At 36.3% G+C, this 22,632-nt stretch carries 22 protein-coding genes and 1 riboswitch; of the genes, 4 read left to right on the top strand and 18 right to left on the bottom strand.

The window, feature by feature from the left end; all coding sequences use genetic code 11:
• Positions 1–65: 65 nt before the first annotated feature.
• Positions 66–290, top strand: a complete 225-nt coding sequence (locus ACVYAD_RS22100) for a DUF3923 family protein (RefSeq protein WP_476427962.1) — start codon at positions 66–68, stop codon at positions 288–290.
• A 516-nt stretch (positions 291–806) separates the two neighbouring features.
• Here the strand turns inward: ACVYAD_RS22100 and ACVYAD_RS22095 are convergent.
• On the bottom strand, positions 807–1,853 hold the full coding sequence (locus tag ACVYAD_RS22095) for a DUF418 domain-containing protein (protein WP_476427961.1): 1,047 nt from the start codon (positions 1,851–1,853) through the stop codon (positions 807–809).
• A gap of 218 nt (positions 1,854–2,071) precedes the next feature.
• On the opposite strand from ACVYAD_RS22095, the gene ACVYAD_RS22090 reads away from it, so the two are divergent.
• Positions 2,072–2,338, top strand: a complete 267-nt coding sequence (locus tag ACVYAD_RS22090; protein WP_476427960.1) for a Parvovirus coat protein VP1-like protein — start codon at positions 2,072–2,074, stop codon at positions 2,336–2,338.
• Positions 2,339–2,364: 26 nt separating this feature from the next.
• Here ACVYAD_RS22090 and ACVYAD_RS22085 read toward each other — a convergent pair whose 3' ends face one another.
• A complete protein-coding gene (locus ACVYAD_RS22085; RefSeq protein WP_476427959.1) occupies positions 2,365–3,048 on the bottom strand; it encodes a GNAT family N-acetyltransferase in 684 nt (227 codons plus the stop codon).
• A 267-nt stretch (positions 3,049–3,315) separates the two neighbouring features.
• On the opposite strand from ACVYAD_RS22085, the gene ACVYAD_RS22080 reads away from it, so the two are divergent.
• Positions 3,316–3,840, top strand: a complete 525-nt coding sequence (locus ACVYAD_RS22080) for a GNAT family N-acetyltransferase (protein ID WP_476427958.1) — start codon at positions 3,316–3,318, stop codon at positions 3,838–3,840.
• A 63-nt stretch (positions 3,841–3,903) separates the two neighbouring features.
• On the opposite strand, the gene ACVYAD_RS22075 is transcribed toward ACVYAD_RS22080, so the two are convergent.
• A complete protein-coding gene (locus tag ACVYAD_RS22075) occupies positions 3,904–4,767 on the bottom strand; it encodes an AraC family transcriptional regulator (RefSeq protein ID WP_476427957.1) in 864 nt (287 codons plus the stop codon).
• Between the two features lie 300 nt (positions 4,768–5,067).
• Between ACVYAD_RS22075 and ACVYAD_RS22070 the strand changes: the two genes are divergently transcribed.
• Entirely contained in the window at positions 5,068–5,463 is a 396-nt protein-coding gene (locus ACVYAD_RS22070; protein WP_432760137.1) for an NUDIX hydrolase, read from the top strand.
• 116 nt (positions 5,464–5,579) lie between these two features.
• Here ACVYAD_RS22070 and ACVYAD_RS22065 read toward each other — a convergent pair whose 3' ends face one another.
• The 15 genes from ACVYAD_RS22065 to ACVYAD_RS21995 all read right to left on the bottom strand — a co-directional run bounded on the left by ACVYAD_RS22065 (position 5,580) and on the right by ACVYAD_RS21995 (position 22,598).
• Positions 5,580–5,789, bottom strand: coding sequence for a hypothetical protein (locus tag ACVYAD_RS22065; protein ID WP_349659588.1), 210 nt, complete (start codon positions 5,787–5,789; stop codon positions 5,580–5,582).
• Positions 5,790–5,813: 24 nt separating this feature from the next.
• The gene (locus tag ACVYAD_RS22060; RefSeq protein ID WP_349659589.1) at positions 5,814–5,990 is read right to left on the bottom strand and encodes a sporulation protein Cse60; all 177 of its coding nucleotides are present in this window, start codon (positions 5,988–5,990) and stop codon (positions 5,814–5,816) included.
• Positions 5,991–6,514: 524 nt separating this feature from the next.
• On the bottom strand, positions 6,515–7,849 hold the full coding sequence (gene glnA, locus ACVYAD_RS22055; protein ID WP_476427956.1) for a type I glutamate--ammonia ligase: 1,335 nt from the start codon (positions 7,847–7,849) through the stop codon (positions 6,515–6,517).
• A gap of 300 nt (positions 7,850–8,149) precedes the next feature.
• On the bottom strand, positions 8,150–9,496 hold the full coding sequence (locus ACVYAD_RS22050; protein ID WP_349659593.1) for a sodium-dependent transporter: 1,347 nt from the start codon (positions 9,494–9,496) through the stop codon (positions 8,150–8,152).
• A 173-nt stretch (positions 9,497–9,669) separates the two neighbouring features.
• Positions 9,670–10,257 (bottom strand): ECF transporter S component, encoded by a 588-nt coding sequence (locus ACVYAD_RS22045; protein WP_476427955.1) that lies wholly within the window; start codon positions 10,255–10,257, stop codon positions 9,670–9,672.
• 224 nt (positions 10,258–10,481) lie between these two features.
• Positions 10,482–10,670, bottom strand: a riboswitch (FMN riboswitch).
• Between the two features lie 294 nt (positions 10,671–10,964).
• Positions 10,965–12,236, bottom strand: a complete 1,272-nt coding sequence (locus ACVYAD_RS22040) for an RNA polymerase subunit sigma (protein ID WP_476427954.1) — start codon at positions 12,234–12,236, stop codon at positions 10,965–10,967.
• Positions 12,236–12,766: an RNA polymerase sigma factor SigX gene (gene sigX / locus ACVYAD_RS22035; RefSeq protein WP_386829324.1), complete on the bottom strand. Its 531-nt coding sequence runs from the start codon at positions 12,764–12,766 to the stop codon at positions 12,236–12,238. The genes ACVYAD_RS22040 and sigX overlap by 1 nt, the downstream gene beginning before the upstream one ends.
• Positions 12,767–13,051: 285 nt before the next feature.
• Entirely contained in the window at positions 13,052–14,827 is a 1,776-nt protein-coding gene (locus ACVYAD_RS22030; RefSeq protein WP_349659597.1) for an ATP-binding protein, read from the bottom strand.
• On the bottom strand, positions 14,820–15,536 hold the full coding sequence (locus tag ACVYAD_RS22025) for a response regulator transcription factor (protein WP_049668637.1): 717 nt from the start codon (positions 15,534–15,536) through the stop codon (positions 14,820–14,822). The genes ACVYAD_RS22030 and ACVYAD_RS22025 overlap by 8 nt, the downstream gene beginning before the upstream one ends.
• 153 nt (positions 15,537–15,689) lie before the next feature.
• Positions 15,690–16,877 (bottom strand): c-type cytochrome biogenesis protein CcsB, encoded by a 1,188-nt coding sequence (ccsB, locus tag ACVYAD_RS22020; protein WP_476427953.1) that lies wholly within the window; start codon positions 16,875–16,877, stop codon positions 15,690–15,692.
• Positions 16,874–18,547: a cytochrome c biogenesis protein ResB gene (resB, locus tag ACVYAD_RS22015; protein WP_349659599.1), complete on the bottom strand. Its 1,674-nt coding sequence runs from the start codon at positions 18,545–18,547 to the stop codon at positions 16,874–16,876. Before resB ends, ccsB begins: the two co-directional genes overlap by 4 nt.
• A 12-nt stretch (positions 18,548–18,559) precedes the next feature.
• Positions 18,560–19,093, bottom strand: coding sequence for a thiol-disulfide oxidoreductase ResA (gene resA / locus ACVYAD_RS22010; RefSeq protein WP_197144490.1), 534 nt, complete (start codon positions 19,091–19,093; stop codon positions 18,560–18,562).
• Positions 19,094–19,445: 352 nt separating this feature from the next.
• On the bottom strand, positions 19,446–20,177 hold the full coding sequence (locus ACVYAD_RS22005; protein ID WP_349659600.1) for a pseudouridine synthase: 732 nt from the start codon (positions 20,175–20,177) through the stop codon (positions 19,446–19,448).
• 577 nt (positions 20,178–20,754) lie between these two features.
• Complete coding sequence (locus ACVYAD_RS22000; RefSeq protein WP_476427952.1) at positions 20,755–21,339, bottom strand: hypothetical protein; 585 nt, start codon at positions 21,337–21,339, stop codon at positions 20,755–20,757.
• Between the two features lie 191 nt (positions 21,340–21,530).
• Complete coding sequence (locus tag ACVYAD_RS21995; protein WP_349659603.1) at positions 21,531–22,598, bottom strand: D-alanyl-D-alanine carboxypeptidase family protein; 1,068 nt, start codon at positions 22,596–22,598, stop codon at positions 21,531–21,533.
• Between the last annotated feature and the right edge of the window lie 34 nt (positions 22,599–22,632).

Below are 22,632 nucleotides of genomic sequence, written 5' to 3'. Positions count from 1 at the left end.
TTTCGATTATTCTTTGGAAATTTTGAATATAAATATATTTAACGGAACTTCATGGAGGAGATATTATGATGAAAATATGGTGGGCAACAAGCCTTTTATGGTTAGTGTTGTTTGGCGCTCTTGCAATATTTATTGGTGTTAGGAAAGTAGATGGTTCGGGATTAGAGCAAACTCCTGAATTAAGGGTAGTTTCATTTATAGTATTGGGAGTAGTATTTGTTTTTATTTTAGTATGTCAATTAGTATTCCTCTATATTGCACGAAAAGTTAAAGTCAATGCCACTCATTGAAAAACAATCGTTTTTAGTTATTTAGGAAACAAATAAAAACATCAGTAATGTTATTAAATTGTCGGTTTAGATGGATTTAATATAATGGGTGAAGAAATAGTCATTAAATATCAATAAAGACATAGTAAACAAGGCAAAGATTGATGATGCAAATCTTTGCCTTGTTTTTAATTATTTTATTGAATCGTGTTCTACTGTTGTTGCCCCATCAAATAGATATTCTTCAAATGACTTAGATAACGCAGCTGAGCATCTGTTACCTCAAACGAGCCTGCTACTAAGCTGGTGTTTCCTGATTCCCTTGAAATAACGGATCATTAGCGAGTACATCTTGAATTTGCTTTTCAATTGGAATCGTTTGTTCCATCGCTATTGCCTCCTTTTTTATCGAACCTAATTTACGGATGTTTACTTCTTTAGGTGTCGTTTTTTACAAATTCATACATATTATTATTGCACTAAAAACTCCCTGATGGATTGAAATCATTCACCATCAGGGAGTTTCGCGCAAAATATTTATTTATTCGGTACTGCTTTTCTTCCGTATGTCATAAAACGCCAAAGCTTTTCAAATGGTCCCATTTTAAAGAATTTGAACCAGATGACACTAAAGATAATTTGAATGACAAAAGTGATGGTTGCAATGATTACAGCATCAGAAGGCGAAACAACTTCAAGCCCCATTGAAGACATAATAGCTAGGCCAATAAAGCTTTGAGCTAAATAGTTTGTAAATGCCATTTGCCCAACTCGTCCAATTGGCTTAAGTAGCTTTGCAATTTTCTTATTCTCAAACAAAACAAATAGACAAGTTAAATAAAAATAGGTTGTCGGAATTACACCTAAACCAATAATTAATTGTAGATTTTGATTTTCTCCTTTAGAGGCAAACCAAATCCAAAGCGAGATACCTATAAAAAATGGGAAGGTAACAAATTGAATCCACTTTATTTGTTTTAAGTATTCACTTACATGAATAATCCAATCAGCTTTTGCTACTAAAAAACCAGTTAAAAACATGATAAAAATAGTAATAGCATCATTTCCTAATAAACCAAAAACAGTTGAAAGAGCTTCTTGATTTGGCAACAATATTTGTCCAAGAATGCACAGGATATGAACAGTAATAATGGCAAATAGCCATTTACTAATTGTTGAAATCTTTGCATGATAAAAAGGTATAAGTAAAAAACCTATTACTGCATAAATAGCTAGAATTGATCCCCAGAAAATAAACATATGGACAATGCCAATTAATAATAAAGCTAATAAACGTCTTGCAAAACGCCATCTTGGCTTATCCCCACGCGCTTCTGCACGTGAAGCAAAAATATAAAAACCTACACCAAAGAGGAATGAAAAAATCGAAAAGAATTTCTTCTGAATAAAAATATCGATAAGCGTATTAATAATGCCATTAACTCCACTATAGTCGGGCATCGGTCCTCCCTCCACTATTACCTGGTAGGCCGCTACATTTATAAACAAAATGCCAAATAACGCTAGTCCACGAATAATGTCTAAGGATACGATTCTTTCTTTTTGAGGTACGGATGGATTCATTCTTTAAAACTCCTTTTCTTTCAAACTTTACTGTATATGGCTATCATAGCTTTCCATCCTTACAGTAGTTTTTTCAAAAGCTTACAAGAACCTTACATTTATAGATTTGTCTCATCATTTATTCCCTTTTTTTATTTACATTAGTCTTTAATCTCCTTCTAACAGTAATAATTCCATATTTTATAGTAACAATTATTTCTTTAAAAAAAGGAGACTCGATGATGTTTAGACACCGTAAATTTGGTTTTTGCTACCCTGGTTATAATTACTGTGGACCAGGGTGTTCAGGCCCAGGTAGACCTACCAATGCTGTAGATTCATGCTGCAAATTACACGACGAATGTTATGCTCGATATGGTAGAACAAGATATTGCGATGAAATGTTCCAAAATTGCTTACGACCTCAAATGAATGCTAATAATAAAATGGCTAGAGATGCTAGATTGTTTTATAATATCTTCGAAATGCGTAACAGGTTCTTTTAAGCCATCAAGAAAGCTCACGATATTTTTTACATCGTGAGCTGATTTATTGTGCTTTTATAGAAAACTGTATATTTTACTGGGTTAGTAAAGCCTAACTTAACGCCTAAATGATATGACCCATAGTTATCAATATCACAATCCCAACAAGGTTGTAAATCATTTAAAAGGCAATCATCAAGAAATTTTTCTGCAATGAAGCTTGCTAATCCTTTTCCTCTATAATTGGTATCAGTTATTATATCAATCTCTGCAAATTGATGAGATTTAAAAATAGAAACTGCTTCGCTAATGATCTTATTTTCATGCTGAAGACAAAAGCCAACGCCTCTTTCTAGAAAATTATCGGTAGAATCCCAGTATTCCTCATAATATTGATTGTCAAATTCTAAACAACGATCAATTTGAGGTTGCTTGATTTTAATGCATTCATAGTCAAGCGAATCTCGTTTTTCTCTATTGTTAAAAGCATTTATATCAAAGCTAAAATTGTATCTTTCTAATTTATAGACATTATCATTTAGTCGTTGCTCGATTTTTGCGCTCCATTCATCAGAATAACTAAATAATGTAAAACGTTTACTTTCCTCAATCGATTCTTGTAGTAACGCCGCGAGTTTACTTATAACTTTCTTGCTGGATGGATCCCCATAAACATAGTATATTCCTGATTTGGTTTGAAACAGTAGTATGAATGCTTTCATTGTCGGCATAGACAACACCTTCTATTATTTGATCTAGAATACTGTAGACAAATGTTGGCGCCCTTTCTATTGTTTCTTTGATAATCGAATAATTCTCGACCGTCACTTTAATCATTATCTTTCCCCCTTTTCATTTGTATCTCTTCATGCGGTATAACATTTTAACAATTACTACAATTATTGTATAATAGATACATGAAATTTGAAGGGACTGAATTATGCGCAGATAGCAATATTTTTCATCCAAACTAAATGAAACAATTGGAGGTAAAAGTATTGATTGAACAAATTAACACCAAAAGATTATATTTAAGAAAAATGAAGAAGGCAGATGCACATAGTCTATTTAATATTTGGTCAGATCCCGATGTAACGAAGTTTATGAATATCGCCAATTTCACCCATGAAGAACAAGCCAAGGAAATGATTGAGCTTTTTGATCAATTGGCTGAGGACCATAGGGCTATTCGTTTTTCAATTATTGAGAAGGAATCCAATGAGATTATCGGCTCTTGTGGATTCAATTCATTTGACCTAGAAGGAGCTACTGCAGAAATAGGCTATGATCTTGCTAAAGCACATTGGGGAAATGGCTATGCGCCCGAATGTATTTCCGCTTTGATAGATTACGCGTTCTCTACTTTAAGCATCACTAAAATTGTAGCAAAAATAGAGCCTGGTAATAGTAATTCTATAAAAGTAGTAGAGAAATTGAATTTTACGTTTGAAGGAACATTTCAAGAATATGAAGAATTCAAAGAATCTTTTTATGACATAAACATTTACTCTTTCAGTAAATAATTAGTGTAAAAAATGATAAGCCAAGAATGTTATCTACGAACATTCTTGGCTATTTCATTTCTATTACTTAATCGGAATCCAAATTTCAGAATAAAGGTTAGGACTAAATGGATCTTCGTCCGAGTAAACTTCCAGCTCAGCTGTCCCCGTAGGCTCGTACGGATTAGATGGGAACCATTCAGAGTAAATTTGTTTCCACGTATTTTGCATAGCATCCGGCATAGGGCCATGTACTTCAAACACAACCCATTTTGATGCCTGAACTTCCATTGCATTTAGTTCTTCTGGAACATTCCCATTATGATCCGTTGCAATCCAATAATCAATAAAACCATTTTTTTGTTCGCTGGCATTTGGTGCACAGACGCCAAGCACCCCTTTAATTTCTCCATTATTTAATGAAAATAATTGATGATCCATTCCCTTGCTGTTAATCTCATCCCAAAATTTAGGGATTTCTCTCGTATTCTCACCATTTTGACAACTATACGTTCTTTTTACTCCGACCACTTGAAACTTTTCTTTTTCTACGATTTTATACTTCATTGGTTCTGCTCCCTTCAAGCTCACCTGGATAACCAGGCGGTTGTATGATTGTAGTTGTCCTTGCTTCTTTCTTGCTTCACTGGGCGTTACGTGATGCTGCTTACGAAATGCCTTTGTGAAAGCTTCAGGAGAGTCGTAGCCATATTTGTAGGCGAGATCGATTACTTTCTGCTCTGTATTTATCAACTCTTGTGCCGCTAAGGTTAACCTTCTCCGTCTAATATAATCTGCAATAGACATATCCGTTAAAATCGAGAAAGTCCGTTGAAAATGAAAGATCGAAGAATTCACCTCTCGTGCGATTTGTTCCATTGTGATGTCATCTAATAAATGCTCCTCGATGTAATTAATTGCTTTTTGAATCGACTCAATCCAACTCATGTGCCCTCACTCCTTGCTTATAGCATAAAACATCAAAATTAGTTATTCCTGTCTTTTTATGCTAACTTTGGACTGGTTAAAATGAAAGCTTTTTTTATTGGCTTATCTCCCACCATAGTGTGGGGTTGATTTCCGTTCCGGCTGGGTGCTTTCCTGGGGGCGTTCGTGGAGTCGCCCAGCCTCCACTGCAATCAACTTTTTCACATGACATACACTTTAAATAAATGTCAGCTTCAGCACCCAATAAATAACTATAATACGTTAAAATTATTATTAAACAGCGTAAATAGATTGGAGGTTTTGATATTGGTTAAATGGCAAGGAGCTGCTGGAATTTGTTTAAACGAAGACAATCAATTATTAATGGTTTTGCAAGGTACGAAAGAAGAAGCAAAGACATGGGCAGTACCATCAGGAGGAAAAGAAGCTAATGAAAATTTTGAGAGATGTTGTATTCGTGAAGTGTATGAAGAAACAGGATATGTAGTAGACATCGTCAGAGAAGTGTTACATAAAAATAATGATGCAGTGGAAGTTCGTTATTTTGAGACGACTATTACCGGTGGACAAATGATGATACATGACCCCGATGAATTAATTTATGAAATTGCTTGGAAATCAAAAGAAGAAATACTCAATTTAACATTATCCTTCCCTGAAGATAGGCAATTTCTTTTATCATTATTTCAAAAATGAAATTGTCATGATCCATAGACAATAAATTTTAGGCTACTTGGCATTTTCTCAATCGCGAATATTTACCTTTTTTCCGCGGGTAGTTCCCTGTCACCCGCGGGTAAACTTTTAAAATATTATTTCATTTTTACCTTTTCAACGGCCGCTTCGTATATCAATTCGTTCTCGATTTTAATATATTGATTTCTTGCTGCCTTACAATAGCCTTCTTTTTCTAGAAAATCCTTTAACTCTGATTTCTTCGCAAATATTTTTTCAATGACATTCTGTTTCACTTCAAATTCATCTGTTTTTTTAGCAATAGATACCCAGTATATTTTTGACATGTTATAGCCCCCTCTTTGAATCAATTATTTATATATTATTAAAGCTGAATGTATAACATTATGCTCCCCTATATATAACGTATTATATTTTATATCAACTATTAAATAATCGTTTAAATCTAATAAAGCGTTATTAATGTCTTGTTCAAATTGAACAATATCATTGTTTTGGATCGTTACTACTTGAGTTGCTTGTGTCATACATTTTCCCCCTTTTCTTTTAATCATAGATTAAAAGGAAGTATTTGTCACAACAAAATGTTATCGTAGTAATAGTAGGCCATAAACAATAATGCTCTCCCCTCAATTTGTAAATAAAGGAAATAAAGATTGCCTGTATGTATTCTTGCCATTGTACTGGTGCAAAAGGATTTACTATTCTCAAAACCGTTTTTTTAAAATTACAATCTTTTAAAGCAGGACAAGTTATTGAGCTTTTGTAGATGTTAAAATTTAGAATTTAAAGACAGAAGAAATTCAGCCATTGACAAAAGAAAATGAAGAAAACGTTATTAATGATTTTCCTATATGAAACACGTTATTTTTTAGATTTTCAGCTGAAAATGATATTTATATCTATGACCAAGAACTCCCAAACGAAAAATACCAATTAATTATCCAAAGTGACCTCCCTAATTGAGAATGGCTATCCCAATCAATGAAAATTGGGATAACCTTCTTCTTTGACACTCATGTCGGAGCCCCAAAGCCCAAACACTCCCCGTCTAATACATTCTTAAATATTCTTCCCGCTCCCAGTTATGGACACGTGTGCGGTATTTATTCCATTCTATTTCTTTAGCAGCAGTGAATTTTTCAAAGATATGGCCTCCAAGTGCTTCACGTACGATACGATCCATTTCTAGTTCAAGGAGTGCGTATTCCAATGAAGCTGGGAGACTATCGATACCATTCAATTCACGTTCAGCTCGGGACATTTTATAAATATTTCGATCTACAGCATCTGGCGGTGTGAGATTTTTGCGAATTCCATCGAGCCCAGCTGCTAAAATAACAGCCATTGCTAAATAGGGGTTTGCTGCTGGATCGACAGAACGAAGCTCGATACGTGTTGATAATCCTCGTGCAGCTGGAATTCGAATAAGTGGTGAACGATTTTGTGCAGACCATGCCACATAGCAAGGAGCCTCATAACCTGGCACTAATCGTTTATAGGAATTAACAAGTGGGTTTGTGACAGCTGTAAAACCATGTACATGTTTTAGTATTCCTGCCATAAAGCTACGTGCTGTTTCGCTTAATTGCAATTCTGCATGTTCATCATAAAACGCATTTTTATCCCCTTCAAATAAGGATAAGTTGAAGTGCATCCCAGAACCGTTAACACCAAATAGTGGCTTTGGCATAAAGGTTGCATGCAGTCCATGCTGTGCAGCAATCGTTTTTACAACAAGCTTAAACGTTTGAATATTATCACATGCTTCAATAGCACTTGCATATTTAAAGTCGATTTCATGTTGACCAGGTGCAACCTCATGATGAGATGCCTCAATTTCAAAGCCCATTTCTTCTAGCTCTAATACGATATCACGTCGACAGTTCTCCCCTAAGTCAGTTGGGGCTAAATCGAAGTATCCACCACTATCATTTAACTCAAGCGTTGGATGCCCCTTTTCATCTAGCTTAAATAAGAAAAACTCCGGCTCTGGTCCTAAATTAAATGAGCTAAAGCCTAACTCCTCCATATCCTTTAAAACCTTCTTCAGATTGGAACGTGGGTCGCCTTCAAACGGTGTACCATTCGGTCTAACAATATCACAAATGACACGGGCCACTTTGCCTTTCTCGGCAGTCCACGGAAAAATGACGAATGTATCACGGTCAGGACACAAGTACATATCTGATTCTTCAATACGTACAAATCCTTCAATCGATGAGCCATCAAACATAATTTTATTGTCCAACGCTTTGTCTAATTGACTAACTGGTACTTCAACGTTTTTGATCGTTCCTAATATATCAGTAAATTGTAGGCGAATAAATTTTACATTTTCTTCCTTAACACGACGTTTAATATCTTCTTTTGAATAATGTTTCATTCTCCACCACTCCAATGTTATTTTAATTCACACAATTCTTTTGCAACTGCTTTTAAAATACATCACAAAGATGAAAAACACAATATCTATGTAAGGTTTTATTACATACATTTTCTCGAATATACTTATCGTTTTTTTAGATATATAGAGTTATCCCCTCTTACTACACCCGCTGACAGCAACACATCTTTTTTCTGTGCGAAAGCGTAGTGCTAACGTAGCGACAGTAAGCAAGCGTTTTTTTGCTGCACCATCAAAAAAGTAGGTTGCATCCCTTAAACGGAACACAACCTACTACCATTAGTATTGCAATAGCATATTTACAAACACAACAATAATCACAAGAGGTACTACTACTAGCATCAATAGACGATAAGTCGAATAGAACCCTTGTCCCAATTTGCTTCCTATTAATAATTCCTTCTTCACAAATTCTTTATCAACTACATATGCAATAAAGATAGCAATCAATAAGTTACCTATCGGAAGCATTAAATTAGAAACTAAAAAGTCAGTTGCATCAAAAATTGTTTTTCCAAAGATTGATACATCCGCTAACGTACTTGATGAAAGCGCTGCAGGAATCGCCGCAATAAAGACAACTACACCTAGTAACATTGTCAACGCAGAACGAGACATACGCCCTTTCTCTATAAATGCCGCTACGATAATTTCATATAAACTGAAGGAAGAAGTTAGCGTTGCGAATAAAAATAATAATAAAAACATCGCTAAAAATAGTTCACCAAATGGCATTTGACTAAATGCTGTTGGCAGAACCATAAATAATAAGCCTGGACCAGACGCTGGTTCTAAATCAAAAGCAAATACAACAGGGAAAATGGCTAATCCTGCAAAAAACGATACAAGCACCGTGAGAAGAACAACAGAGCCCGCAGAATTCGGTAAGCTTACATCCTTCTTTAAATATGAGCTGTACGTCACAAGACAAGAAAACCCTACCGCTAAACCAAAGAAAGACTGCCCTAATGCTTCTAATATAGCCTTACCAGTCATATTGGAAAAGTCAGGCCACAAAAAGAATTTAACTCCCTCCATTGCCCCATCTAATGTTAAAGCCCGCACAACAAGCACAATAAACATAATAAATAATAAAGGCATCATCCACTTATTAGCCTTCTCTATACCATTTTGCACACCAAGTGAAATGACTAGTACATTTACTAGCGTAAACAATCCTAAACCTAGTAGCGTAATCCAAGGTGTCCCTACAACTTCCCCAAATAGTTTACTAGGATCATTAGCAGGATCAATAACAGCCCCACTCACACCTAGGCCACTATATATAAAAATCCAACCTCCCACAACACTGTAAAAAGTTAATAATAAAAAACAACCGAGTACACCCATACGACCAACCCAAGCCCAGCCTGTTTTCGTCGGTGTAATTTTTTTATATGCAGTCACAGCCTCAGACTGTGTACCACGACCTAAAATATACTCTGATAATAACATCGGTAAACCAATCAACAATGTAAATAGAACAAAAATAAGGAAAAATGCTCCCCCACCACTTTGTCCAGTAACATACGGCAACTTCCATATTGCCCCTAGCCCGATTGCAGCTCCCGCTGATGCTAAAATAAAGCCTAGTTTACTAGACCACTGACTCTTTTTTTCACTCATCTCTTCAAACTCCTCTAACATTCTAAACTCTTCCTTATTTTACATGAAAATAGTAATCTAGACTAGATTATTTCTATTTGTTACTTTTGCACAATAATATCCAGCATATCCATCATTCTATCTATCCAATATAAAAAACCTCGAGCACTTAACAGCTCGAGGTCTCATCCATATTATTTTGTTATATACATAGAGCGCTGTTGATGAATCCATTTGCGCATTGTTGTGAATAGTAATGCCATGATGAACGTTATTAAAATACCCTTAATAATGTTAAATGGCAAAATACCAGCTACGATCATTTTATATAGTGAATCACCTACGACAGGCTCCATACCTAAAAAGTAAGTGTACATAGGTAAAAATACTGCATAGTTAAGAATGCTCATTCCTACTGCCATTATGATTGTACCTGCAGCTAAACCTCCGACAAGACCTTTAACTGTTTTGACGCGATTAAAGACAAAGCTAACTGGTAAAATAAATAAAATACCTGTTACAAAGTTCGCGATATGACCTACCGGTACTCCTGTTGGCGTACCTGAGAAAATCCAGTCCAACACATTTTTAAAGAATTCTACTAAAATACCAGCTACAGGTCCCATTGTGATCGCTGCAAGCAATGCCGGCATATCACTGAAGTCTACTTCCAAAAACGCTGGAAATGGCGGAATAGGGAAATTAAAAAGCATTAACAAAAACGAAATACTGCTCAGCATGCCAATCGTAATAAACGACTGAAGTTTAACATTTTTCTTCATAGTAAACTCTCTCCTCTTTGCTGATTCAATCTCGCAAGAAGAAAGGTTACGACCACATCAATTCTTATTATGAAAAAACCCTTATGCAAAATAAGCATAAGGGAGAATAGGCATGATTAAAGAAACGCCATTAATTAACTATTGTTGAGCATACGCTGCGTAAAGCCACAACGAAAAAAACGCTCGTACATAGCTAAATTCATAACAATGAATGACGATCGCACCTCCATCTTCTCCCATCCAGACTTTAACTGTCGGCCTTGGAATTACACCAAGTCAGCCATGCAAAAAAATATTTGCACAGGTCGCGGGCTGAAGAGTTTTTAGTAAATTATTCGAGCTAATGAAAGACATTAGCGATTTACAACTCTATTACCGCCGGTCGGGATTTCCACCCTGCCCCGAAGATGAATCAATATTTTTTTATTTCATAGCCTTACTATAATGAATTACGAAGGAAAAGTAAATAGCTTTGCTTAAAAAAATCCGATTAAACTTGTATGTTTTACAAATACCCGCAATAGTCCCATCTTTAAAAGTTAAGGGTTTACTATCATCCCCGTTGATTGTTATTCTTCACCAATCGGGCTTTTACCATCCTTTGATCTCCCCCTAAACTAACAAGAGCATTCACGCCCGTATAGCGGCGAGAATGCTCCAAAAAATTCACTTATAAAGTTACGTTCATTTATTTGTTGTTTCACCATTTATGGCATATATCGTTTATTGGCTCCTACAGGCTTTGGTAAGAAATTTTTCAAATCAAATCCTTCCCAATTCTCCTGTACAACATTGTCTAGGCGTACTTGTTGATCAAAGCTTGCAGCAGTTAGCATCATTGCTTCAATTAATTGGGTTGCACGAATCACGTCCATTGTCGTTAAATCAAGCGGCTCGTCGAATGTAACAATAACGCCTTCTGCTACCTCTTTTACAGTGTATGTTATATTTTCCGGTATGACTGGAACGTATGCATTATCATTTTTAGCTCGCATATCAACAAGAGCTTCTGTTACAGTGGAAAAAGTTTTACGAGAATCGGGTGATAAATATTCAACTCCATTTTCATCTTTATATAAATAATAATTAAAATGATTTGAGCTCGTTAATGCCATAGAATTACTGGCCTCTTCTTCATTGGAAAGCTCGGATTCTGTATCATTAAGTTTTCCAAATTCGATTTCTTTATACTCTGAGTCTGAGAATGTATCCTGTATAGTCCCTACATATTCTCCAGAATCTTTAGCAGCAACATCATAATCATTTTGCTCCGGCAATACATGAACAAGTTGATCGCCCTTCTCCTTCAATTCTCCTTTATATGGATGATAATTAGTAAAACCATTTGCTTCCTCATCAATTTTTGGCGCATACTTTTCATACATTTTTAATGTTGTAGGTTTTTTCTTCCCAAAATCAGTAGCCACTCGTTCATTTGGAATAATATACGTCATCGGTACGCTTTCCTTATCACGATTTGCCAAACCAATATGGAATGCTACTGCATCTGTTAAATCATCTTCATATACAGATGATCTCAGAGACATGATCCGCGAATGTTCTGCTACTATGTTAGACTCCATAATATTATCATGCATAGAGCTTTTTGCTGCACGATCTTCCTGCATTGTTGAATATTGAGAAGTTTCAGGAGCATTGGCCTGATCCATTTTTGTATCATGATTATTCATGAACATAGAGCCTGTAAGTACTGTTAAAGCGAAGACAGCTGCAACACTCATAAAGATTGGCCATTTACGACCTTCTTTCTTTATAGTCTGTTCCGCACTGTGTTCCTCTTGTGATGTTATTTCATCATCAATTGGTTGTTGTATAGCTTGAAGATGGACAGAATCCTGCAAGCGAGCATCTGCCAATAATCGATTTACTATTTCTTCTTTCGAACGGCGGTCAGAAAGCTTAGGGGCATTATTCAATATATGTTCCAGTTGGTCATCATCGAATGGATTATGTGTCATTACCGTTTCGCCTCCCGTTCTCTAACCTGTTGTAGCTGTTGCTTTAAAAATTTTATGGCGCGATGTTGCGTGGTTTTTACCTTCGCTTCTGTCCAATCTAATATTTGTGCTGTTTCTGCAATCGATAACTCTTGAAAGTAGCGCATAATAATGACCATTTTTTGGTCACCTGTACAATGTTCAAGCGCTGATTGAACTTGCATAAATTCATCATTTGCCTGCAGCACGTCTTCGGGTAATGGTGTGGTTGAATGCAGCTGTTCCGTTTCCCAATCAAAAAAATCAAGTGAATGTTTTTGGCGTACAGCCTGCTTTCTAAAATGATCAATAGCGACATTTTTAGCAATCGCAAAAAGCCATGTCTTTTCACTGCTATTGCCTGCAAACTTATCATATGAGCGCAATACGCGAACATAAACCTCATGTGCTAAATCCTCAGCAAGTGTACGGTTTTTTACTAAATAAATAAGAAACTGGAACACGTCTTGATGATATGCATCGTATAATCGATGGAACACGGAGTCATTCAAAGCACTCCACCCCCGTTCTATTTATATTTGTCGTTTAAACGTTCACAGAAGTTACATCCAATTAACACCAATTCACAAAGATACCTAGGTATAATTGGGTCAAAAATCGGCTTTAGGCCAACGTGATATATCACTCAGTCGTGTGTTGCTGTCGCTTCGCTTTCGCACAGAAAACATCACAAGACGAGGCGTTCTTAGACTGAGTTCTCTATGGATGTTTTGACACCCGCTGAAAAGTTACTTAAATCCTCTTTCATTTGCTGAAAACAGATAATAGCGACGCTTTTAATCGAATGGTAAATAAAATGTGAAGGTAGTCCCCTCTTTTAGCACACTATCCACCATAATATTGCCTGAATGTGCCTTAACTATATTTCTAGCAATAGCTAAACCTAGGCCAGTTCCGCCTTTAGAACGCGTACGTGCTTTATCCGCTTTATAGAAACGTTCAAAAACATATGGCAGGTCCTCTTGTGGAATACCATGTCCTGTATCCTGGACAGATATTTTGGCAAAGGTCGGCTCTTGCTCAACTTTCACGGTTACTGATCCTTCATCTGTATGGCGAAGAGCATTATCGACTAAATTCGTTAATACTTGTTCAATCCGATCCTCATCTATACTAATCGTAACATCGTCATTAAACTCACTGTCAAATATTAGTCGAACATGTTTCTCTTTAGCAACTTGTGCAAATTTTTGTGTAATACGTTCAAATGTTGAATTAATCGGAAGCTCATCTTTGTAAAGTGTCATATGCCCCGATTCCATACGAGCAAGGTCTAATAAATCTGTCACGAGGCGTCCCATACGCTTCGATTCATCATAAATAATTTTTGTAATCTCATTTCGTTCTTCTTGATCTTGAATAAAATCATCATCCATTAATGCCTCTGAATAACCTTGGAGCATCGAAATCGGCGTCCGTAGCTCATGAGACACATTGGCAATAAAGTCTGAACGCAGTTTTTCTAAGCGATGCTGCTCAGTCATATCACGAATAACTGCAACCGCTCCACGTATCGATTCCTCACTATAAAGAGGGCTAATCGTAAACGTATAGTAATTTCCGTCCATCTCAATTTCTTCTTCAAGCTTATCTTCAAACATCAGTACATGATCAAGCATATGATAAAGTTCTGGCGGAATTGGCTTCGCACTTTGTGAGCCTTTATTGACGAACCATTTTTGCATTAAACGGTCCGCTGGTGGATTACTTAATAATATTGTACGATCACGATTAAACGTAATAACTGCATCTGTCATCGATGTTAAAATATTTGATAGCTGTTCATTTTCTTGATTAATCACTTCTAGATTGTGTTTCAATTGACGTCCCATTTGATTGAAGGCAACTGCAAGCTGGCCTATTTCATCATTTTGGGTAGTTGGCATTTTCGCTTCAAAATTCCCTTTAGAAATTTCAAACGCCAACTCACGCATTTTACGTAATGGTGACGTAATACGTGACGAAAGGAAAAACGCAAAAAATGTCGTCAGAACAAAAGCTATGAAAGCAGATAAAAAGACAATTTTCGTCGTCTCTTTCGATGTTTTATGCAATGCATCTGGACTTTGATAAATAAAGACAGCACCGTGGACTGTATTTTCTACATTTAGCGGGAAACCTAGTACAACATAAGATTCCATTTTTTCTTCATCTGTGGAAGACGGCATCATCATTTCCTTAATAATCGGTTTATCTGATTGAAAAACTTCATGAAACGATTTATTAGCTAAAATCATATCCTGAATTTCTATTTTATTGACACCTTCCTGCATAGCGAAAGAGACTCTATCATGATTAATAGCAATAAGTGCATTTGTACTTTCAGGTAAAATATCTTTTAATAATTCAGAAGTCGATTCTGCTGTTTCATTATCATCCACTATACTTGCAATCGTTGCAGCAGTTTGACGCAAAGAGCTTTCCGCTTGTTGCATATGGTAATTTTGAAGAAACTCAAGCATTAAAACCGTGAAAACAAATAATACAAATGAAACGAGAAGCAATATGGTTACCCATAGCTTCCCGACAACACTATTCCATATTCTATTCATTGACAACCTCAAATTTGTAGCCAACGCCCCATACAGTAACAATCATCTTTGCAGCGTTTTCTGAAACACGGTTGAGCTTTTCACGTAAACGTTTTACATGTGTGTCAACTGTACGTAAGTCACCAAAGAAATCATAATGCCAAACTTCTTTTAGTAATTGTTCACGGTCAAATACTTTGTCTGGTGATTTTGCTAAGAAATAAAGTAATTCATACTCTTTAGGTGTCAAATTCACTTCAATACCTTCTGCTGTTACGCGGTGTGCATCATGATCAATCATTAAATGTTGAAACACAACTAAATCTTTTGAAGAAGAAGCATTTGTCGAAGGTGAGAATGCTTGTGAACGGCGTAATATAGCCTTCACACGTAACACAACTTCACGAGGACTAAACGGTTTTACAATATAATCATCTGCTCCAAGCTCAAAGCCTTGTACACGATTCGCTTCCTCGCCTTTTGCAGTTAATAAAATAATTGGTGTTGCTGCTCGTTCACGGATTTCCGCACAAACTTCAAGCCCGTCTTTTTCAGGCATCATAATATCAAGTAAAATACAGTGATACTCTTTTTCTAAAGATTTTTCGATCGCTTGTTCACCATTTTCTGCTTCGTCAACAAGGTATCCTTCTCGCTCTAAATACATTTTTAATAAGCGTCGAATACGGTCCTCGTCATCTACTACTAATACTGAAATATTTTCTGACACTTTCACGATCCCTCTCTTCTAATCTTTCTCTACCTTCTATTGTACATCGTACGACACATATTGAAAAGAAAAGAAAGCCTTCTTGCCACAGCAAGAAGGCTCTTCTTTCTAATACTAGCGACGTTAAAAAATTATTTGCTCAAGTTAATCAATTTAAGCTGAAGCGTATGAGTGTAAACCTGCAAGAATCAAGTTAACAGCAATTAAGTTAAATAAGATTATTCCAAAACCAATTAATGCTAACCATGCAGATTTTTCACCTTCCCAGCCCTTTGATAAACGTAAGTGTAGGAATGCTGCATAGAATAACCATGTAATAAGTGCCCACACTTCCTTCGGATCCCATCCCCAGAAACGACTCCACGCAAGTTGTGCCCAAATCATTGCAAAGATTAGAGCTCCTAACGTAAATACTGGGAAGCCAATTATAACTGAACGATAACCAATTTCATCAACTAATTGTAAATTTACTCGTTTGACAAAAGGTTGGAAAATCGCACTAATTCGACGTCTTGCAATTAATCGAATTAATAAGTATAAAATAGACCCTACCAATAATGACCAAACAACTGTAGTTAATTTCTTCGCATTAATGAGCGCAGGCATTTCTACTAACGGAGACATGCCATGTTCTTCCACTGCCTTATATTCATTCATACCAAATAGTGGCGGCATGTTGTAGTCAATTTGACGTTCATTTCCTTCTTTATCTAAATAAGAATATGTTGAATTGTAATCCATCATATTAAAAACTGATGTAGCAACTACGAAACCAACGACTACCACAAGGAAGAACATTACCGCTTCTAACCAGAAACGTTGTTTAGAAGGCTTCTTTAAATCAACTACTTTTAATAAATAAATTAGTCCTGCTACCGCACTAATCGCTAAAATTGATTGACCTAAAGCAGCTGTAATAACATGAATTGTTAACCAGTAACTTTGCAAAGACGGTACTAAAGGACTAACTTCACTCGGGAACATCGATGCATAGGCAATTATTAATAACGCCACAGGCAATGCTACTAATCCTAGAGCTGTCACTCGATAAATAAAATAAATTAATACGAATGCCCCAACAATGAACATTCCAAACGCAGTCGTAAATTCAAACATATTACTGACAGGTGCATGTCCTGAATAAACCCAACGAGTAATAAAATAACCAAGCTGCGAAAGTAAACCAATAATTGTTACAACAATTGCCACCTTGCCCCATTTATCGGTATTTTTCCCCGTTGCATTCGATTGCTTTATCGAACCACCAAACAATAAAGTTGCAACTAGGTAGGCTATGAATGCTACAAATAATAGGTTTCCACTTATGTCAATCAAACTCATAAGGTGTTGTCACCTTCCTTTTCTTTAGTGCCTGGCTTTGCGGATTTGTTGTCATCTTCAGGCTTATCCAACTGATCTTTATATGTTGGTAGACCAGCAAACGTAGTGACTGTATCTAAATCCTTTTTCATACTAAACATATTTTTATTCACATGAGCAGCCATCAACACTCGACCATCCGGATCCACCTGTAACCATAAACGTCGATGATTCCAATATGAGCCAATTACTACACCAATCATGAAAATAACACCACCAACAAATAAAATTGGTATCGTACTATCTTTACGAATTGTAAAGTTTGATGAATTACGCATCTCTGCTCCTGCGAATTTCATTCTATATTTGTTTTCACCAAGTGGTTCAAGTGGTGGCTTTCTGATTTCTACAAAGCTTACTTCACCTTTTGGTGTTTCTGGTGTTGTCATTCTAAATAAAAATGCCGGATTATTTGGTATTGATGTTTTTGTCTGTGGCTCTCCATTTTCAAAACCATCAAAATCTGGCGTATAAACAAGAATTTGTACTGAGGAACCATTTCCTAAATCATATTCTTTTTTAGGATTCGTTAAATCAATTTCAATTTGACCTTGTGATTCTTCAGAAGCTTTATTCACTAAATTAAAATTCATCTGTCTCAATTCATTAAGACGATAATTCATTTGATACAACGCAAAACCGTTTTCTTTTAACGGATGATTAACACGAATTGAGTAATCTCTCAATTTTTCAAGATTGTCTGAATCTCCTGGAAGAGCTCCCTCAGGTTGTTTGTATAATGTTATATCCGTTTGATAGTTCTTCGCCATAACATTTACACCTTGGCTCGCTTCCCCGCCCTGTTGCTTTTCGCCATGGGTTTCCAAAATAAATTTATTATTTTTAATAAAATACCCATCCATACCTGGTATAGCTCGTGTTTCACCTTCACGGATCCAAATCGTCTCATCCACATAAAAACCAGGTACTAAGCGCAACATAACACCTGTTAAAAAAATAATGAGACCGACATGATTTATGTATGGGCCATATCGAGCGAAGCGGCCGCGCTCTGCTAGCAGTGCACTTCCATCACGACGAACACGATATTTTAATTCGGACATTTTTTGTTCAACTTTATCAAGCGTTTCATCAGCGTTTGGCACTTGCCCTTCCGCAATGATCCGTTGGCGTTTCATGAAACTTTCATGACGTTTAACGCGTTGATTTTTTAAAGACTTATGCAAAGGTAACCCTCGGTCTAAACTCGCAACAATAATCGATATCGCAAGCATACCTACCAAAATTTGAAACCACCAAGTGTTGTATAAATGAGAAAGTCCTAAATTATTATAGAGTTTGCCTAATACACCATACACTTTTTCATAATACTCTGCTTTGCTAGGCTCCGGGGCATTAACATATATCGCTTGCGGTAGAATTGTTCCGATTGACGCTGCGACCAACGTTATTATAATGAGGGCGATCCCCACTTTTACACTCGAGAAGAAATTCCAAATTTTATCAACAAATGTTGTATTATACGTTTTTGAACGAATTGCCGTTCCATCGTAACGCATATCAACAACTTTTGTCTGTTTACCTTCCTCAGTTAAAGGACGACCACATTTCTCACAAAGCTTCGTGCCATATGGGTTACTATGACCACAAGCACAAATGATGTTTTCCATAGTCATTACTCCTTATTTTGGCTTCACTAATTCCATGTACGAAGCAATTTTTGCCTCCGTCATTTCACCAGTAACGATTTTGGCTACTTTACCATCTGGATCAATAAGGAGAGTTGCAGGTAAATTACCTACATTGTAGGCAGTCATAACGCTTTTCGTTTTGTCGATAACTACCGGGAACGTTAACTCATATCTATCGACAAAATTCTGAACTTCAAAATCTGTTTGGGCAATATTGACCGCTAATGTTTGTACACCCTGATCTTTAAAAGCTTTATACTGACGATCCATTGCAGGCATTTCCTTTTCACAAGGCTTACACCAAGTTCCCCAGAAGTTCAAAAATACGCCCTGCCCCTTATAATCAGACAGTTTATGTTTCTCACCGTTTAAATCTACTAACGTGAAGTCTGGTGCTTTAGAGCCTACTGCTAATAACTCTACTTTATCTTTTGTCGCTGTACCGTATACCGTATAACCAATCGCTAACACTAAGACTGCCAAAATAATGGTACGAATGACGAGACGTTTTTTCTTTTTCTCCAAGTTAATAAACCCCCTATCAATTTCGGCTTAGAATAATCCCTATTGACGCAAAGCTTTTCCTACAAACATTCATATGTATAGTTTTTAACGTCTAATTTATACCATTTATTATGTTTGTCAATTTTTATATTTGTCATTCACTTGTGCGTCATACACCACCTGATAATTTGTGGAACCGATTTCATCAGGATGAAAACTAAATTAGGTGTACTATTCTCACCTATTATAGCAAAAGGAAACTCAAACGCTTAGCTAATAATTATGAATGATTTATGAACGATTTCACTAATAAGAAAGTGAAAACATTACTATTACACATAGAAGTATTTCACTTTCTCTTAGAAAATGCTAATTATCCGATTTGTCCTGTCTCTGCTAGCACTCGTAATTGCTTCACTTCATGCTTTGTTAATTCACGATATTCTCCTGGAGCAAGTCCGAATAAATCTAAAAAGGCAAAGCGTTCACGTTTAAGTTTAACAACAGGTGTACCTATTGCCTCAAACATGCGACGCACTTGACGATTTCGTCCTTCGTGAATAGTAATTTCACAAATTGCCTTACCTGCTGTTTCATCAAATGAAGTCATACTCACTTTTGCTGGAGCTGTTTTACCATCTTCTAGCTTAATTCCACGTTGAAGCTTTTTTAAGCCCTCAATCGTCGGAACACCTTTAACACGAGCAATATATGTTTTGTCAATTTTAAACTTTGGATGTGTCAGCATATAAGAAAATTCACCATCATTTGTTAATAACAACAGGCCAGATGTATCATAATCGAGACGACCAACTGGGAAAATTCGTTGTGGGATATGCTTAAACAAATCTGTGACAGTTTTGCGTCCTTTGTCGTCTGTTACAGCTGATATCGTTCCACGTGGTTTATATAACAAGTAATAAACCTTATCCTCTTTCTCAAGCTTCACGCCTTCTACTTCTATCGTATCTGAGTTTGACACCTTTGTACCTAACTCACGCACTACGACTCCGTTCACTTTTACTTTACCTTCTACAATTAATTGTTCTGCCTTACGTCTAGACGCCACACCAGCATACGCAATAACCTTCTGTAATCTTTCCATTCTTTCACCTCTAATTTTCATTCACCTTGGTTTTAGACACCAAAATATAAACCTCATTCGTATAATATGAATAAGGTTATTTTTCCCGCTATTCTGTGAAAATTATGTCATACTTTTATGCATTATTAAAGAAAAACTAATTATGCGAAAGTAATTAGATTATTCGAAATAATTTCCATCAACTAGTTTCTGGATAATTTGCACTTAAATTTTAAGGGTCCTCAGTATAGCGTGGGTTGATTTTCGTACCGACCGGGTGCTTTCCTGGATGTGATCGGATTCGAATTGTCTCCAGGGGAGCAACACGATGTCAGTCATTTTAGTAATGCCACAGGACGTGGCGTTCTAACACTGAGTTCCCTTATTTCTATAAGTGTCAGGACCCCATTGAAAGAGAACCACATTCAAAGGTGGGAGTATTCTGCAGAATGAAAAATGTCCATAAATCACAGAACTGTCATCCCTAACTTTTGGCGTATTCTAATTTTAACCAACCCTTCCCATTTAAATTTGCTATCGGCTTTGAAATCTTTATAAAACATAAAAGCTACCCAATTTGGGCAGCTTTTCATAATTTCTAGGATTCACTATATTTATTTTCGATTCTAAGCCCGTAGGTACTTAATTCTTTATTAATAAATTGCTTCGCGCTTGATAGCTTTCCTGATAAAGATAATTCAATTGTTGAACCATCTTGTAATGTGAAAATCAGTTTTTCCGGAACACTCACACCATTCTTTTCTACAATAGTCTGTTCAACCTTCACAATATCTTCCCAGCTTATATAATCTTCTTGCAAACTAAAAAAATGATTCATATGAAGTCCTTTTGTATCAATGTATTGATAGTTATTCATACATAAAAATATTAACGCGCCAGCAATTATAAACGATGTTCCCACGAGTCCACGTTGAATAATCTTCCTTTTTTTTGTTTTAGGGTTCACTAAAAAATTGACTAATAACGTGACCGCTAGCATGATCATTACTACCATCAATATAATATAGGCTGTAAAAAAAGGATCGAAAAAATAGGATTCCTTAGGTCGAAAGAGCAATTCTTGAACAGGATATAAGAAAATAATAGGAGCGATAAAGCTTGACAAGAATAAAATTATTATGCCCCCTATTTGATACTGTCTACTGTTTGATTTAGTAATCATAAATCCTTCTCCTTCTTCAATGGTATTTAAAAATTCGGAATTTTAAATCAAAACCACCTAGGTTTTATTTTACCTTATTATTTCTCATTTGTTAAATAAATCAAAATTATTTCAAACGCTACCGTAATATAACGGAGGGTACTGGCATTGACACACAAATGTTAGCTCATAAAAAAATCAGCGTATCGCTTTTAACGATCCGCTGATTCAACTTTTACTGGCACTGCATAAATACGCTCTTCACCGATAAAGATGGATAGTACACCTTCCATACGTTTTCTAGAAACATGTAATACTTGCCTTACACTTTCTTTTTCTTCTTTATTTAATTGCAAACGAATCGGTTGCTCTAAGCGAATAGATAGGTTTTTATTAACTTTATATTTACCTTTTTTCACTACTGTTTCAAGGCTGTAATCTCCCCAAACCTTGTTGGCAAAACTCCGATGCAGATTCCAATCATCGGATTCATTCAATGTGACAACAATACACGTTTGCCCGTCCTTTTGGAAGGCGGTTGCAAGTGTCCGCCCAGCTACCTTTGTAAAGCCTGTTTTCCCGGCAAATGCTGAACCTTTTGCTGTTTTTAAGGCACTGACAGGTTGTGTCTCATCGTCTATTTCGATAGCAACCCCAGACCCTTCTCGTATTAAACGGTGCTTATTTTCCCATAACATCCCGTTTTCCGTATTGGCACGATATAGCACTGTGGAGGCAATCTTCTTGAAAGTTTTATTTTGAAGAGCTATTCTCAACATTTCAGCAGTATCCCTCGCTGACGATAAATGCTCATCATGATGCAAGCCAGACGGGTTCATAAATACTGTATTTGTGAGACCCGCAACAACAGCCCGTTCATTCATTAACTTTACAAACCCTTCTACCGATCCTCCTACATGCTCTGCTAAAGCTGTTGCAGCGTCATTTCCTGATCGTAGCATCAAACCATATAACAGCGTTTCTACCGTTACTTTTTCCCCTGCCTGCAAGTAAATAGACGAGCCCTCAGACGTTGCTGCCTTTGGTGAAATAACCACTTCATCTTGAAGATTGCTATTTTCAATAACAACGAGTGCTGTCCACATTTTTGTTAAGCTTGCAATGGGTAACCGGGCATCACTATTAGATCCATATAAAACACGTCCCGTATCACCATCTAAGACAGCATATCCGCTACCACCTCGAGCCAAACTGGTTTGTGGAAGCATTAACATTACCACGACTATCATGAACAATATTAAACGTACTAACCGATGCAACGAGCCACTCCTTATTAAAAGTAATAGGAAAATA

It is taken from the genome of Lysinibacillus sp. G1-3 (assembly GCF_056322905.1).
The sequence above is the reverse complement of the archived record's forward strand: the minus strand, read 5'-3'. Positions and strand labels throughout refer to the sequence as shown.

Coding starts and splice junctions, on each gene's coding strand:
- ACVYAD_RS22100 (WP_476427962.1), top strand. CDS start 66: ATGATGAAAATATGGTGGGCAACAAGCCTTTTATGGTTAGTGTTGTTT.
- ACVYAD_RS22095 (WP_476427961.1), bottom strand. CDS start 1,853: ATGAATCCATCCGTACCTCAAAAAGAAAGAATCGTATCCTTAGACATT.
- ACVYAD_RS22090 (WP_476427960.1), top strand. CDS start 2,072: ATGATGTTTAGACACCGTAAATTTGGTTTTTGCTACCCTGGTTATAAT.
- ACVYAD_RS22085 (WP_476427959.1), bottom strand. CDS start 3,048: ATGCCGACAATGAAAGCATTCATACTACTGTTTCAAACCAAATCAGGA.
- ACVYAD_RS22075 (WP_476427957.1), bottom strand. CDS start 4,767: ATGAGTTGGATTGAGTCGATTCAAAAAGCAATTAATTACATCGAGGAG.
- ACVYAD_RS22065 (WP_349659588.1), bottom strand. CDS start 5,789: ATGTCAAAAATATACTGGGTATCTATTGCTAAAAAAACAGATGAATTT.
- ACVYAD_RS22060 (WP_349659589.1), bottom strand. CDS start 5,990: ATGACACAAGCAACTCAAGTAGTAACGATCCAAAACAATGATATTGTT.
- glnA (WP_476427956.1), bottom strand. CDS start 7,849: ATGAAACATTATTCAAAAGAAGATATTAAACGTCGTGTTAAGGAAGAA.
- ACVYAD_RS22050 (WP_349659593.1), bottom strand. CDS start 9,496: ATGAGTGAAAAAAAGAGTCAGTGGTCTAGTAAACTAGGCTTTATTTTA.
- ACVYAD_RS22045 (WP_476427955.1), bottom strand. CDS start 10,257: ATGAAGAAAAATGTTAAACTTCAGTCGTTTATTACGATTGGCATGCTG.
- ACVYAD_RS22040 (WP_476427954.1), bottom strand. CDS start 12,236: ATGACACATAATCCATTCGATGATGACCAACTGGAACATATATTGAAT.
- ACVYAD_RS22030 (WP_349659597.1), bottom strand. CDS start 14,827: ATGAATAGAATATGGAATAGTGTTGTCGGGAAGCTATGGGTAACCATA.
- ccsB (WP_476427953.1), bottom strand. CDS start 16,877: ATGAGTTTGATTGACATAAGTGGAAACCTATTATTTGTAGCATTCATA.
- resB (WP_349659599.1), bottom strand. CDS start 18,547: ATGGAAAACATCATTTGTGCTTGTGGTCATAGTAACCCATATGGCACG.
- ACVYAD_RS22005 (WP_349659600.1), bottom strand. CDS start 20,177: ATGGAAAGATTACAGAAGGTTATTGCGTATGCTGGTGTGGCGTCTAGA.
- ACVYAD_RS22000 (WP_476427952.1), bottom strand. CDS start 21,339: ATGATTACTAAATCAAACAGTAGACAGTATCAAATAGGGGGCATAATA.